Origin of the sequence: Kitasatospora sp. NBC_00315, from assembly GCF_041435095.1 — a bacterium.
In the GTDB taxonomy this organism is placed as follows: Bacteria; Actinomycetota; Actinomycetes; order Streptomycetales; family Streptomycetaceae; genus Kitasatospora.
Window position 1 is genome coordinate 2,999,329 of the sequence record NZ_CP108025.1, and the last position, 15,088, is coordinate 3,014,416.

8 protein-coding genes and 1 pseudogene are annotated in these 15,088 nt (G+C 73.0%); 5 read left to right on the top strand and 4 right to left on the bottom strand.

What is annotated here, in order from left to right:
* Window positions 1-129 precede the first annotated feature (129 nt).
* Both glyA and OG823_RS11975 read left to right on the top strand, forming a co-directional pair.
* On the top strand, window positions 130-1,398 hold the full coding sequence (glyA, locus tag OG823_RS11970; RefSeq protein WP_371479463.1) for a serine hydroxymethyltransferase: 1,269 nt from the start codon (window positions 130-132) through the stop codon (window positions 1,396-1,398).
* A gap of 165 nt (window positions 1,399-1,563) precedes the next feature.
* Window positions 1,564-2,903, top strand: a pseudogene (locus tag OG823_RS11975) (L-serine ammonia-lyase).
* 422 nt (window positions 2,904-3,325) lie between these two features.
* Here OG823_RS11975 and OG823_RS11980 read toward each other — a convergent pair.
* The 4 genes from OG823_RS11980 to OG823_RS11995 form a co-directional block, all read right to left on the bottom strand.
* Entirely contained in the window at window positions 3,326-3,865 is a 540-nt protein-coding gene (locus OG823_RS11980; RefSeq protein ID WP_371479464.1) for an ATP-binding protein, read from the bottom strand.
* A gap of 150 nt (window positions 3,866-4,015) precedes the next feature.
* Window positions 4,016-5,254 (bottom strand): Ig-like domain-containing protein, encoded by a 1,239-nt coding sequence (locus OG823_RS11985; RefSeq protein WP_371479465.1) that lies wholly within the window; start codon window positions 5,252-5,254, stop codon window positions 4,016-4,018.
* 365 nt (window positions 5,255-5,619) lie between these two features.
* Window positions 5,620-6,879: an Ig-like domain-containing protein gene (locus tag OG823_RS11990; protein WP_371479466.1), complete on the bottom strand. Its 1,260-nt coding sequence runs from the start codon at window positions 6,877-6,879 to the stop codon at window positions 5,620-5,622.
* 195 nt (window positions 6,880-7,074) lie between these two features.
* Window positions 7,075-8,487 (bottom strand): Ig-like domain-containing protein, encoded by a 1,413-nt coding sequence (locus OG823_RS11995; RefSeq protein ID WP_371479467.1) that lies wholly within the window; start codon window positions 8,485-8,487, stop codon window positions 7,075-7,077.
* Between the two features lie 323 nt (window positions 8,488-8,810).
* Between OG823_RS11995 and glgX the strand changes: the two genes are divergently transcribed.
* The 3 genes from glgX to OG823_RS12010 all read left to right on the top strand — a co-directional run bounded on the left by glgX (window position 8,811) and on the right by OG823_RS12010 (window position 15,017).
* Window positions 8,811-11,123, top strand: a complete 2,313-nt coding sequence (gene glgX, locus OG823_RS12000; RefSeq protein WP_371479468.1) for a glycogen debranching protein GlgX — start codon at window positions 8,811-8,813, stop codon at window positions 11,121-11,123.
* An 88-nt stretch (window positions 11,124-11,211) separates the two neighbouring features.
* Window positions 11,212-13,161, top strand: a complete 1,950-nt coding sequence (locus OG823_RS12005) for an ABC transporter ATP-binding protein (RefSeq protein WP_371479469.1) — start codon at window positions 11,212-11,214, stop codon at window positions 13,159-13,161.
* On the top strand, window positions 13,158-15,017 hold the full coding sequence (locus tag OG823_RS12010; protein ID WP_371479470.1) for an ABC transporter ATP-binding protein: 1,860 nt from the start codon (window positions 13,158-13,160) through the stop codon (window positions 15,015-15,017). Before OG823_RS12005 ends, OG823_RS12010 begins: the two co-directional genes overlap by 4 nt.
* Window positions 15,018-15,088 lie beyond the last annotated feature (71 nt).

The window sequence follows — 15,088 nt, forward strand, 5'->3', positions numbered from 1 at the left end:
CACCCCGACGGGGCGGCCGCAGCGAGGCGGCCGCCCCCGCCCGGTCCCTTGCCCGCTCCCGCCCGCCGCCAGGCCGCCTCCCCGGCCGATCCGTGGCGCGCGGCTGCCCCATGACGGGAAGATCCCACGATGACGGTTCTCAACCAGTCCCTGCACGCTCTCGACCCGGAGATCGCCGCCGCGGTCGACGCCGAGCTGCACCGCCAGCAGACCACCCTGGAAATGATCGCCTCCGAGAACTTCGCCCCGGTGGCGGTCATGGAGGCCCAGGGCTCGGTGCTGACCAACAAGTACGCCGAGGGCTACCCCGGCCGCCGGTACTACGGCGGCTGCGAGCACGTCGACGTGGCCGAGCAGATCGCCATCGACCGGGTGAAGGCCCTGTTCGGCGCCGAGCACGCCAACGTCCAGCCGCACTCGGGTGCGCAGGCCAACGCCGCCGCGATGTTCGCGCTGATCCAGCCGGGCGACACCATCCTGGGCCTGAGCCTGGCCCACGGCGGTCACCTGACCCACGGCATGAAGATCAACTTCTCCGGCAAGCTCTACAACGTGGCCGCGTACCACGTCGACGAGAAGACCAACCTGGTCGACATGGCCGAGGTCGAGCGCCTGGCCAAGGAGCACCAGCCCAAGCTGATCATCGCCGGCTGGTCCGCCTACCCGCGCCAGCTGGACTTCGCCGCCTTCCGCCGCATCGCGGACGAGGTCGGCGCCCTGCTGATGGTCGACATGGCGCACTTCGCCGGCCTGGTGGCCGCGGGCCTGCACCCCAACCCGGTGCCGTACGCGGACGTGGTGACCACCACCACCCACAAGACCCTCGGCGGCCCCCGCGGCGGCGTGATCCTCTCCAAGGCCGAGTACGCCAAGAAGATCAACTCCGCGGTCTTCCCCGGCCAGCAGGGTGGCCCGCTGGAGCACGTGATCGCCGCCAAGGCGGTCGCCTTCAAGGTCGCCGCCTCCGAGGAGTTCAAGGAGCGCCAGCAGCGCACCCTGGCCGGCGCCAAGATCCTCGCCGAGCGCCTGCTCAAGGACGACGCGACCGCGGCCGGTGTCTCCGTGCTCTCCGGCGGGACCGACGTCCACCTCGTCCTGGTGGACCTGCGCAACAGCGAGCTGGACGGCCAGCAGGCCGAGGACCGCCTGCACGAGGTCGGCATCACCGTCAACCGCAACGCCGTCCCGAACGACCCGCGCCCGCCGATGGTCACCTCCGGCCTGCGGATCGGCACCCCGGCGCTCGCCACCCGCGGCTTCCAGGCCGAGGACTTCAGCGAGGTGGCGGACGTCATCGCCGAGGCTCTGCTGCCCGCCTTCGACGCGACCAAGGCCGCCGCGCTGAAGGCCCGGGTCTCCGCCCTGGCCGCGAAGTACCCGCTGTACCCGAACCTGTAAGTCCTTCGGCAGTACTCGGCAGTACTCGGCAGTACACCGTGAGGCGGCCCACCCCCGCCGTCCTCCCGGATCCCCGGGGCACCGCGCACACTGGAACGTGGAGCGCGGTGCCCCGACCCATGCACCAGCTTGTCCTTCCACGAGACCAGACAAGGACGTCCCCCCGTGGCCATCAGCGTCTTCGACCTCTTCTCCGTCGGCATCGGTCCGTCGAGTTCCCACACCGTCGGCCCGATGCGGGCCGCGCGGATGTTCGCCCGCCGACTGAAGTCCGAGGGGTTGCTGGCCCAGACCGCCGCCGTCCGCGCCGAACTCTTCGGCTCGCTGGGCGCCACCGGCCACGGCCACGGCACCCCCAAGGCCGTCCTGCTCGGCCTGGAGGGCAACTCCCCGCGCACCGTGGACGTCGACCAGGCCGACCTGGACGTCGAGCGGATCAAGGCGACGAAGCAGCTGCGGCTGCTCGGCGACGACGTGGCCGACGCCCACCGGATCGCCTTCGACCCCGACACCCAGCTGATCCTGCACCGGCGCCGCTCGCTTCCGTACCACGCCAACGGGATGACCCTGGCCGCGTACGACGCCGACGGCGTGCCCGTACTGGAGAAGACGTACTACTCGGTCGGCGGAAGCCGGACGACACCGCGCTGCGCTACCCCTTCCGCACCGGCGAGGAGCTGCTGCGGCTCACCCGGGAGACCGGACTGTCGATCTCCGGCCTGATGCTGGAGAACGAGAAGGCCTGGCGCAGCGAGGCCGAGATCCGCACCGGGCTGCTGGAGATCTGGCGGGTGATGCAGGAGTGCGTCGCCGCCGGGATGTCCCGCGAGGGGATCCTGCCCGGCGGGCTCAAGGTCCGCCGCCGAGCCGCCTCGGGCGCCCGGGCGATGCGCGCGGAGGGCATCGGCCCGGCCAACGCGATGGAGTGGGTCACCCTCTACGCGATGGCCGTCAACGAGGAGAACGCCTCCGGGCAGCGGGTCGTCACCGCGCCGACCAACGGCGCGGCGGGCATCATCCCGGCCGTGCTGCACTACTTCCTGAACTTCATCCCCGGCGCGGACGAGGACGGCATCGTCCGCTTCCTGCTCGCGGCGGGCGCGATCGGCATGCTCTTCAAGGAGAACGCCTCCATCTCCGGCGCCGAGGTCGGCTGCCAGGGCGAGGTCGGCTCGGCCTGCTCGATGGCGGCCGGCGGCCTGGCCGAGGTGCTGGGCGGCTCGCCCGAGCAGGTGGAGAACGCCGCCGAGATCGGCATCGAGCACAACCTGGGTCTGACCTGCGACCCGGTCGGCGGCCTGGTCCAGATCCCGTGCATCGAGCGCAACGGCATGGCCTCGGTCAAGGCGATCACGGCGGCCCGGATGGCGCTGCGCGGCGACGGCCGCCACCACGTCTCGCTCGACAAGGCGATCAAGACCATGAAGGAGACCGGCGCCGACATGAAGGTCAAGTACAAGGAGACCTCGCGCGGCGGCCTCGCGGTCAACGTCATCGAGTGCTGAACCGGGCCCGGCGGTCGGGTGCGCTCCCGGCGGAGAACGATCATCAACGATGAATGATCAAAGGTCAGTTCGCGGATCCCTTCACGCACCAAAGGTGAAGTGGGTTACAAACCTTCCAATCCAAGACGTTCGGTTTGCTCACATCGTGAGACACATGCGATAGTCGAAGGAGTCCGGGGCGTGACGACGCCCCGGACGCGAACCACGGCCGACCATCCGACCTGGCACGGCCGTCCCCCATCGCGCGGTACGCACCCCCCTGACCGGCGCGATGACCTGCACGGGCCCCCACGCCGACCACGGCGACCGGGGGCCCTGCGTGTTTCCGGGCCGCCGGGGTCCGGCCCGCGCGGCCCTGGCCGGTCCTGCCGGGCACGGCAGACGGCCCGCCCCGAGCCGGCTCCGCTCCCGGCCCCGCTCCCTCAGCCCCGCTCGCGCAGCTTCAGCTCGAACCAGACGCCTTTGCCGCGCGGGAGTAAGTCCGCCCCCCAGCGGTCGGCCAGCTCGTCGACCAGCAGCAGTCCGTTGCCCGCCTGGCCGCCCGGCTCGGCGACGATCCGGCAGGGCAGGGCCCGCGAGGAGTCCCGCACCTCGACCCGGAGCCAGCCCGGCCGCTTCTGCACCTGGAGCCCGATCGTGCGGCCGGCGGCGTGGCGGACGGCGTTGGCGACCAGCTCGCCGGTGAGCAGCTCGCCGACCTCCAGCTGCTGGTGCAGATCCCAGGACTGCAGCACCGAGAGGACCAGCCGGCGGGCCACCGAGGCGGATCCCGGCCTGGACGGCAGCAGGACCTCGTCCGATCCCGTCTGGTCGCGCAGCCGGCCGAAGCAGATCTGTTCCAGCTCCGCCGGGCTGAGCCGCTCCAGGGCCGCCAGCGCCAGCGGGCCGCCCCCCGAGGCGAGGTCACCGACCGTACCGGCACCAGGATGTGATGACTGTTCCGCTTCGCCCCATCCCGCCATGCGCTCCATCATTGCGGAACGCATGCGGCCGCGTACGGACAATGAGCAAACAATCACCACCCGTCCGGCATATGCCGCCGGCGGCCCGATCGTTCATCGGACCGCCGTCGGCCTTCCACCGCCCGTACCGGGGCGGCCCCGCTCGTCGTGCTACCAGGAACCCCAGGCCACGTTCCAACCGCTGAGCCCGTTGTCCGGCTCCACCTGGCCCCGGTCGGAGTGCAGCACGGTCACCACGTCGCCGACCATCGACGACGCGTAGAACCGGCCGGCCACCGTGGACTCGCCGCCGCCCTTGACGTCCTGGAGCCCGACGCAGCCGTGGCTGGTGTTCGACCTGCCGAAGGAGTCGCCCCACCAGTTGCCGTGCAGGTAGGTACCGGAGTCGGTCAGTCGCATCGAGTGCGGCACCATCAGGTCGTACGGCGCCCCGGTCATCCCCGGCAGGGTGCTGGACTGCATCCGCACCACGCCCTCCTTGGCGGAGATCACCATCGTGCCGCCCCAGGTCGGGTGCTCGGGTGAGCCCGAGGTGATCGGGATGACGGAGCTCTGGCCGTCGCGCACCACGGTCATCCGGTGGGTGTCGGCGTCCACCGTGGAGACCTGGGAGCGGCCGATGGTGAACGGCTCGTCGGTGTCCACCCCGCCGTAGACACCGGGCGAGATCTCGACGCTCTTCAGCCGGTAGTGGACGGTCACTCTGGTCCCCGGCTTCCAGTACGCCTCGGGGCGCAGGTCCAGCCGGCGGTCACCGAACCAGTGGCCCTTGACCTCGGTGCCGTTGTCGGTCTCGAAGGTGATGCCCTTGGCCACCTCCGCCTTGTCGCGCACGTCCTTGTCGAACGTCAGCGAGACGATCATGCCGACGCCGTACGTCTCGCCGGCCGTGACGTTGTCGGAGGGGCTCGCCTCGTGCTGCGGGGTCAGCGTGGTGAAGCTGCTGTCCGCCGAGGCGACCACCCCGGCCGCGTCGGCGGCCACCGCGTTCACCCGGTAGGCCGTGCCGACGGCGAGCGGCGCCGCCGGGGCCCACCTGGCGCCGTCGGGGGTGGTGCTCCCGGGTATCTCCCGGCCGTCCTTGTCGGTCACGTGCACGGTGGTCAGCCTCCCGCCCGCCACCGAGACCTGCAGCGCGCCCGGCGCGACGTCCGCGGCGCCGTTCCTCGGCGTGATGTCCAGCACCGCCGCGGAGACCTTCGGCTGCGGCTGCCCGGACTTCCCGGCCACCGGCGCCGCCGGGGCCGAGGCGCCGCCCCCGGCCATCGCGGCCTGTGCCCCGCCGCCCGCACTCGCGCTCGCGCCACTCGCGCCGCCACCGCAGGCGGTGGTCAGCACCAGCACCCCGCCCAGGAGCGCGGCGGCCGCTGCCCTGCGTATCGGCCCCACGGGCCTGACTGTCGACTGCACGGCCGACTCCCTCCCTCGATCGCCGGACCCTGACCGGCTCTCCAGCTCACTGGACGCCGCCCCCACCGGAAAAGTTGCGCCCGTCCTCATAGCGTTACCGCGCGGGCCCTGCGCCACACGACCGGGCGCCGGGAAGCCGGGCCCCGGGAACGGCCGACGGCCACGACGGCCCGGCGGGGCGAGGCGCGGCACGGCCCGACGGGGCGCACCGCACGGCGGGAGGACCCGGCGGGACGGCCCGGGCGCCGGACCGGGAAGGAGCCGGGAAACGGACCGGGAAACGGACCGGCCCGGCCCCTGCGGACAGGGGCCGGGCCGTCGTACGAGCGGGACGAGCGGGCGGACTACCAGTTCTTCCAGTTCATCGTCCAGCCGCTCAGCCCGTTGGACGGGTCGACGACGGCGCTGGTCGAGTTCTTGATCGTGACGGGGTCGCCGACGATCGAGTCGTTGAAGAACTTGCCGGCCACCGAGCTGTCGCTGCCGCCCTGGACGTCCTGCATCGAGATGCAGCCGTGGCTGGTGTTCGCGACGCCGAACTTGTTGCCCCAGTAGTTGCCGTGCAGGAACGTGCCCGAGTCGGTCAGCCGCATCGCGTGCGGGACGTCCTTGATGTCGTACTCCGCGCCCAGGCCGACCGTCTGGGAGTTCATCCTGGTGACCTTCTCCTTGCTGGAGATCACCATGGTGCCGTTCCACGAGGCGTTCTTGGCGTCGCCCAGGGTGACCGGCAGGACGGTGCTCTTGCCGTCGCGGGTCACGGTCATCTGGTGCGTGGCCGAGTCCGCCTCGGAGATCTGCGAGCGGCCGATGACGAAGGGCTCGTCCTTGTCCACGTCGCCGTAGACGCCGGGCGAGACCTCGACGTTCTTCAGCCGGTACTTGATGGTCACCTTGGTGCCGGACGCCCAGAACTTCTCCGGGCGGAAGTCCACCCGCTGGCTGCCGAACCAGTGGCCCTTGACCGTGGTGCCGTCGCTGGCGGTGACGGTGATGCCCGCCAGCACCGCGTCCTGGTTCTTGATCGCCTTGTTGAACCGTACCGAGACGATCATGCCGACGCCGTAGGTGGCGTTGTCGGCGATGTTGTCGTTGGTGGAGACGGTCTTGGCCGGCGTGAGCGTGGTGAAGCTCGTGGTGGACGCGGCCACCAGGCCGGCGGCATCCGCGGCCTGCGCGTTCACCGTGTACACCGTGCCGACGGTCAGCGGCGCGGACGGCTTCCAGCCGAGCCCGTCCGCGGTGACGGCCCCCGGAACCGCCTTGCCGTCCTTGTCGGTCACCGCGACGGTGGTGAGCTTGCCACCGGTCACCGAGACGGCCAGCCCGGTGGTCGGATTGACGTCCTGGGCCCCGTCGGCCGGCTGGACGTTCAGTACCGCCGCCGACACCTTCGGGGTGTCGGGCGTGGCCGCACCGCCCTTGGCCGCGTCGGTGGCCGCCGCCGCCGTGTCGTTGCTCCCCCCGGCGCCGGCCGTGCCGGCGCCCGACGAACAGGCGGCCCCCAGCAACAGCACACCGCCCATCGTCAGCGCCACGGCGCCACGGCGCCCCCAGCGGTTGGTCCTGCGTATCGTGGCGTTACCCGCCTGAACCGGCTTCACTCGGTCTCTCCCCTCCCGGTATCCACCCTGAATACACGCGCTGGTGCCCGGATTGGTTTCACCGGCGCGGGTCTTCTTCACACCAGGCCCAAGGGCGAGGAGCAGGATAGCCGGGCGGGATGAGGAAATCCCCGGCGGGAGGGTGCTGCCCGAGGGTGCGCGACCGGGAACACCCGGGGTACTCCCGGCCAACGCTCAGCGGACTCCCACGGCGCCCCGGCCGGACGCGGCGGGCCCGGCGCCGGCCCGGGCACGCGCCCCCGGCCCGGTGCCCGGGTCCGCGCCCACGCTCCGGTCGGCGCTCGCACTCGGGGCCGGCGTCGTCCGGGCGGTCGGTGTCGGGGGCGGCGTCGGCGTCGGGGGCGGGGGCGGCGTCGGCCGCGCGCTCGGGGTCGGATCGGGCGCCGGGCCGCCCGGCACCAGGGCGCTGCCGGCCAGCCACTGCCCCCACGGCATGTTCCAGCCGTTCAGCCCGTTCTGCGGCGGAACGCTCTCCCCCGCCGAGCCGCGCACCTCGATCACGTCGCCGGTGATGGTGTGCTCGAAGAGCCAGCCCGCCGGGGTGTCGCCGACGCCGCCCTTGGCGTCGGCCAGGCCGATGCAGCCGTGGCTGGTGTTGTCGTTGCCGAAGACCTCCGGGTCGGCCCAGTAGTTGCCGTGGATGAAGGTGCCGGAGGTGGTGAGCCGCATCGCGTGCGGGACGTCCTTGATGTCGTACTCGTCGCCGAGGCCGACCGTCTGCGAGTTCATCCTGGTGACCTTGAACTTCTCCGAGACGACCAGCGCCCCCAGATAGGTGGTGTGGTCGGGGGCGCCGCCGGAGATCTTCAGCCGCCGCACCACCTTGCCGCCCTGGCGGACGGTGAGCGTGTGCTCGTCCAGGTCGACCTCGCTGACCTGGGCCCGGCCGATCGTGAAGCGGACGTCCTTGGCCTGCGTCCCGAGCTCACCCGGGGCGCCCTGCACGCCCTTGAGGCGCAGCGCGACGGCCACCCGGGTGCCCGGCGCCCAGTACTGCTGCGGGCGGAAGTCCAGCCGCTGGTCGCCGAACCAGTGGGCGGCCACCGGCACGGGCGGGTCGGCGGTGACCCGCACCGCCCGCTCGACCGCGGCGCGGTCGGCGATCGGACGGCTGAAGCGCAGCGAGACGGGCATGCCGACGCCGACCGTGCTGCCGTCCTCGGGGGTGAAGAAGGCGACGAAGGTACGGGCCCTGGCGATGGTGCTGAACGTGGCGTGCCGAGTGGCGCGGGCGCCGTCCCCGGCCACCGCGGTCGCGTCCAGGGAGTAGGTGGTGCCCAGTGCCAGCAGGCCGTCCGGGGTCCAGGAGCCGCCGTCCTCGGTGATCGTGCCGGGCACCTCGGTGCCCCTGCCGTCCCGGAACCGGACCGACTCCAGCCGCCCGCCCTCGGCCGGGGTCACCTTCACCGGGCCCTCCGGCGCGACGTCCCTGGCGCCGTCGCCGGGAGCGACCACGATCGCCGGGCGGGAGGCGGGCGGCGGCGCGACGCCGGTCGGATCGGATGGCGTCCCGCCGGCGCAGCCGGTGAGCAGGCAGAGTACGAGCGCGGCCGTACGCCGTGCCCAGAGCCGCGGTCCGGGGCGCATCCGGCCTCCCGATGTGTGTCCGTCCGTCCGATGGCGGGCCGCCCGCCGCCCTGGCATCCGCCGGTCCACGGCAGGCCGGCGGCGCGTCACCGGGGTGCCGTCCGCGGGCCCATGGGTCGAACCGCTCGATGTGGGGCATAACGACCGTATCGCCGAGGGGACACGAACGGATGTATTCGGCCAGGGAACGCCGGGATGGCTCACCGGGAGACAGAATCGTTCACGGTCCGTCACAAGACGATCCACCACGTGACAGCGGCATCCGATCAGGGAACAAGTGGGGCACGGGGTTACGGGACACTCGGTGCTGGGAGGGTGCGGCCATGACGGCACGGCAGGAGCTGGGACCGGGTGTACGACCGGGGGGATCCGCCGACCGGGACGGATCCGCGCAACGGCCCGCCCCGACCGGGGCCGCGCCGGCCGCCGCCGCCCCGGACACGCGGCCTCCCGAGGGGCCCGCGACACCCTGGCCCGGCAGCTGGCAACCGCTCGGCGCCCGCTTCCGGACCGGGCCCGAGGGCAGCCGGGGCACCAACTTCGCGCTCTGGGCGGCCGGCGCCGAGGCCGTCGACCTCTGTCTCTTCGACGAGGACGGCGGGGAGACCAGACACCGGCTCACCGAGCAGGACTTCCAGACCTGGCACGGCTACCTGCCGGGCGTCCTGCCCGGCACCCGCTACGGCTTCCGGGTCCACGGCCGCTGGGACCCGTGGACCGGTGCCCGCTGGAACCCGGCGAAGCTGCTGCTCGACCCGTACGCCCGCGCCGTCGACGGCGACTACACCGCGCACGACGCCACCTGCGGCTCGGTCCGCGACTGGCCCGAGCGCGAGGTCGCCGACACCGTCCGCGACAACCGGGACTCCGCCCCGTACGTCCCCAAGGCCGTGGTCGTCCACGACGACGACGACTGGTACGACGACCAGCGGCCCAAGACGCCCTGGGCCGAGACCGTCCTGTACGAGGTGCACGTGCGCGGCTTCACCATGCGTCACCCCGACGTGCCGCCCGAGCTGCGCGGCACGTACGCCGGGCTGGCCCACCCGGCCGCCGTCGAGCACCTCACCGCGCTCGGGGTGACCGCCGTCGAACTGCTGCCGGTGCACCAGTACGCCGACGAGGACCACCTCCAGGCCCGTGGCCTGACCAACTACTGGGGCTACAACAGCATCGGCTACTTCGCCCCGCACGCCGGCTACAGCTCCTCCGGCAGCCGGGGGCAACAGGTCGGCGAGTTCAAGCGGATGGTCCGCGCGCTGCACGCCGCCGGGATCGAGGTCATCCTCGACGTCGTCTACAACCACACCGCCGAGGCCGGGGAGCTCGGCCCCACCCTCTCGCTGCGGGGCATCGACAACGCCGGCTACTACCGCCTCCCGCTGCACCGCCGTCGGGCCTACGCCGACTACACCGGCTGCGGCAACACCCTCGACACCCGCCAGCCGCAGACCGTCCGGCTGATCACCGACTCGCTGCGCTACTGGGTCACCGAGATGGGGGTCGACGGCTTCCGCTTCGACCTCGCCGCCGCGCTCGCCCGCGGCAACGACGGCGTCGAGATGCACCACCCCTTCCTCGCCGCCGTCTCGCAGGATCCCGTGCTCAGCCGGGTCAAGCTGATCGCCGAACCCTGGGACGTCGGCCCCGGCGGCTACCAGGTCGGCGGGTTCCCGCCGCTGTGGGCCGAGTGGAACGACAAGTACCGCGACACCGTGCGGGACTTCTGGCGCGGCGCCCGGCCAGACGTACGCGAGCTCGGCTACCGGCTCTCCGGCTCCTCGGACCTCTACCAGCGCGGCGGCCGCCGCCCCTACGCCTCCGTCAACTTCGTCACCGCCCACGACGGCTTCACCCTGCGCGACCTGGTCAGCCACCAGCACAAGCACAACGAGGCCAACGGCGAGGAGAACCGGGACGGCACCGACGACAACCGCTCCTGGAACTGCGGCGCCGAGGGGGAGAGCTCCGACCCCGCCGTCCTCGGCCTGCGACAGCGCCAGCTGCGCAACCTGCTCGCCACCCTGCTGCTCTCCACCGGCGTCCCGATGCTCACCGCCGGCGACGAGCTCGGCCGCACCCAGGGCGGCAACAACAACGCGTACTGCCAGGACAACGAGGTCAGCTGGCTCGACTGGTCGCTCCTGGACGACCCGGGCTGGCGCTCGCTGCGCGACCTCACCGCCCGCCTGGTCCGACTGCGTCGCCGGCACCCGGTGCTGCGCCAGCGGGCCTTCTTCTCCGGCCGCGCCGCCGTCCCCGGCGGACAGCCCGACCTGGCCTGGTTCACCCCGCAGGGGCGGGAGATGACGGAGGCCGACTGGTTCACCCCGACGGCGGGCCTCGGCATGCTGCTCTCCGGCACCGCGATGTCCGAGCGCGACCAGCACGGCCACCCGCTGCGGGACGACAGCTTCCTGCTGCTGCTCAACGCGGGCGAGCACGCCGTCCCCTTCACCCTGCCGGGCGAGCCCCGCGCGGACGCGTACGGGAGCGTCGTCGACACCGCCCTGCCTGATCAGGGCGGTCCGCCGGACGCCACCCACCCCGCGGCCGGCACCCTCACCCTCCCCGCCCGCTCCCTGCACCTGCTGCGGCTGCTGCCCGCCCGCGCCGACGGCGACCGTCCCGGGTAGGGCCGACCGCCCGGCGGTGGCCGGTTCCCGCCGACAGGGGCAAAAAACCGGATGAGAAGTGACCGGGCACCGACATACCCTCACGGCGATGGCCGAGAACCAAGAGTCCACGCTGCCGCAGTCGCCACCCCGACCCGAGCAGGAGGCCCCGGCTCCCCCCACCCGGGAGTCCGGCGCCGCTCCCCGCAGCCCCACCGCCCCCGAACACCGGTCGACGGTCCGCTCGCTGCTGCGCCTGCGCCCGTACGCGCGGGCGATCCGCTGGCGGCTGGCCGCCGCGATCACCGCGGCCATGGTCGCCTCCGGCAGCGTCCTGGTCGTCCCCCTGGTCCTCGGCCGGATCGTGGACGGCCCGATCGCCCGCAACGACCTTCCGGCGCTCTGGCCGCCGGCCGCGCTGCTCCTGGTGCTCGGCCTGGTCGAAGCGGTGCTGTTCTACACCCGACGGGTGATCCTGGCCCGCCCGCTGGCCTCGCTGGAGACCGCGATGCGCGGCGACCTGTACGCCAAGCTCCAGCGGCTGCCGGTCTCCTTCCACGACCGCTGGAGCTCCGGTCAGCTGCTCTCCCGCGCCACCTCCGACATGTACACCATGCGGCTGTTCCTGGCCTTCCCGCTGGTCTTCCTGATCGTCAACTCGGCCATGTTCCTGGCCGGCACCGCCGTGATGTTCACCCTCGACTGGCGGCTCGCGCTGATCACCCTGGTGCCGGCCGCGCCGCTGATCGTGCTGACCCGGCACTTCGAGTCGGGCTACTCCGCGGCCGCCCGCCGCGCCCAGGACCAGAACGGCGACCTCGCCACGGTGATCGAGGAGTCCGTCCTCGGCATCCGGATCCTGAAGGCCTTCGGCCGCCACCGCACGATGGCCGAGAACTTCCGTCGCCGGACCCACGACCTGCGCGCGACCGAGCTCCACAAGGCCGGTCTGCTGGCCAACCTGTGGGCCGTCATCGTCGGCCTGCCGGAGCTGGCGCTCGGCTGCGCGCTGGCCGTCGGCGCATACCTGGTCGCCCAGGACGAGCTGAGCACCGGCGCCCTGGTGGCGTTCCTGTCCACCGCGCTGGCGCTGCGCTGGCCGGTGGAGTCGCTCGGCTGGCTGCTCGCCTACGCCAACGAGGCCGCCACCGCCACCGACCGCTTCTTCGAGGTGCTGGACGAGCCGGAGCACCCGGCCGGGCCGGCCGGCGCCTCCCCCGAGGCGGACGCCTCCCCCGAGGCGGACGCCTCCCCCGAGGCCGACGACGGGGAGCGGGGCATCCGGCTGCGCGGCGTCCGCTTCCGCTACCCGGACGCGCCCGAGGACACCCCGGACCTGCTGCGCGGGATCGACCTGCACATCCGCAGCGGCGAGACGATGGCCCTGGTCGGCGCGACCGGCAGCGGCAAGACCACGCTGACCGCGCTGCTCCCCCGCCTGTACGAGGCGACCGGCGGCGTCATCACGCTGGACGGCCGCGACATCAGGGGCATCCCCCGGCCCCGGCTGCGCGAACTGGTCTCGGTCGCGTTCGAGGAGCCGACCCTGTTCTCGGCCTCGGTCGGCGAGAACGTGCTGATGGGCGCCCCCGGCGCGTCCGCCGAGCAGCTCGACCGGGCCCTGGCGACCGCCCAGGCCGGTTTCGTCGAACACCTTCCGGCGGGCGTCGGAACCCAGGTCGGCGAGCAGGGCCTCAGCCTGTCGGGGGGGCAGCGCCAGCGACTGGCCCTGGCCCGCGCGGTGGTCGGCGACCCGGCCTTCCTGGTGCTGGACGACCCGCTCTCCGCGCTGGACGTGCACACCGAGGCGCTGGTCGAGCAGGCCCTGCGGCAGGTGCTCGGCTCCACCACCGCGCTGGTGGTGGCCCACCGCCCGAGCACCGTCCAACTGGCCGACCGGGTGGCCGTGCTGGACGACGGCCGGATCGCCGCCGTCGGGACGCACCAGGAGCTGCTGGCGTCCTGCGCGGTCTACCGCCACCTGATGACGGGCGCGTCCGTGCCGGGCGAGCCCGCCGGCGCCGACGCCCCCGTCATGGAAGGGAGCCCCACCCGATGAGCACCACCACGGTCGAACCGGCCACCGAGGCGGAGCCCGAGGAACTCCCGCCGCCCGCCACCGACGAGGAGGACATCCCCGTTCCGCCCGGCGCCGCCCGCGCCCTGCTGGCCGGGCTGCTCGGCCCGCACCGGGCCGCGATCGCCGTCGCGATGCTGGTCATCCTGGTGCAGCAGGCCGCGCTGCAGGCGGGGCCGCTGCTGGTCGCGCTGACGATGGACCGCGCCGTCCCGGCGCTGCGCGAGCACGACGGCGGCCCGCTGGTCGCCGTCATCTCGGCGTACCTGGGCTGCGCCGCGCTGAGCACCGTCCTGCAGCGCGCGTTCATCCGGATGAGCGCCCGGATCAACCAGGACATCCTGCTGGAGCTGCGCGGCCGGATCTTCCGGCACGCCCAGCGGCTCAGCCTGGACTTCCACGAGCGCTACACCTCCGGCCGGATCACCTCACGCGCGACCAGCGACGTGGACGCCCTGCGCGAGCTGCTCTCCGAGGGCCTGCAGGAGCTGCTGACGGTCTTCCTGTCGGTGTTCTACATCTCGGTGCTGCTGCTGGTGATGGACTGGCGCCTGGGTCTGGTCTCGCTGCTCTCCTTCCTCCCGCTCGTCCTGATCACCCGGTCGTTCCGCAGCCGCTCCCGTCGGGTCTACCGCCGCTCGCGCACCGCCGTCGCCTCGCTGATCGTGAAGTTCACCGAGACCATGAACGGCATCCGGCCGGTGCAGGCGTTCCGCCGGGAGAGCGCCAACGAGGCCTCCTTCGGGGAGCTCAACGACCGCTCGGCGACCGCCACCGCGGACGGGCTCCTGGAGCTCGCCCGGTTCGTCGGCCTGTCCCGGGCGACGGCCAACGTCTGGGTCACCGGTGTGGTGGTGCTCGGCGCCTTCATGGTCACCGACGGCAGCCTGGAGCTGGGCGTGCTGACCGGCTTCGTGCTCTACCTGCGCCGGCTGTACGACCCGATCGACCAGCTGGCGATGTTCCTGAACAGCTATCAGTCGGCGGCCGCCGCGCTGGAGAAGATCGCCGGCCTGCTGGCCCACGAGCCGACCGTGGCCGAGCCGGCCGCACCCCTCCCGCTGCCCGCGCGGGCCGTGCTCCCGGCGGGCGGACGGGTCGGCGGCCGCGAGGTGGCGTTCCAGGGCACCCGGTTCGCGTACCGCACGGGCAAGGAGGTGCTGCCGGCCTTCGACCTGGTGCTGCCCGCCGGGCGGACCACCGCCGTGGTCGGGGCGACCGGCGCCGGAAAGTCGACGCTGGCCAAGCTGCTCGCCCGCTTCTACGACCCGACCGACGGCCGGATCACCCTGGACGGCGTGGACCTGCGCGATCTGGCCGGCTCCGAACTCCGGCGCGGGGTGGTGATGGTGACCCAGGAGTCGTTCCTGTTCTCCGGGACGGTGGCCGAGAACATCGCGATCGGCCGGCCCGGCGCCACCCGCGAGGAGATCGAGGAGGCCGCCCGCGCGATCGGCGCGTACGACTTCGTCGCCGCACTGCCGGAGGGCTTCGACACCGACGTCCGCAAGCGCGGCGGCCGGATCTCGGCGGGCCAGCGCCAGCTGGTCGCCTTCGCCCGCGCGCTGCTGGCCGACCCGGCCGTGCTGATCCTGGACGAGGCCACCTCCTCGCTGGACGTCCCGGGCGAGCAGGCCGTGCAACGCGCCCTGCGGACGGTACTGGCGGGCCGGACGGCGGTGATCATCGCCCACCGGCTCTCCACCGTGGAGATCGCCGACCGGGTCCTGGTGATGGAGCAGGGCCGGATCGTCGAGGACGGCACCCCCGCCGAGCTGATCGGCGGCGCGGGCCGCTTCGCCGGACTCCACCAGACCTGGCGCGCCGGACTGGTCTGAGCCGGTGGACACCGGCTGAGCACCGGGCGGTGAACGCCCGGCGGCGGGCAGCGCCCGTGGCGGCGCGCGAA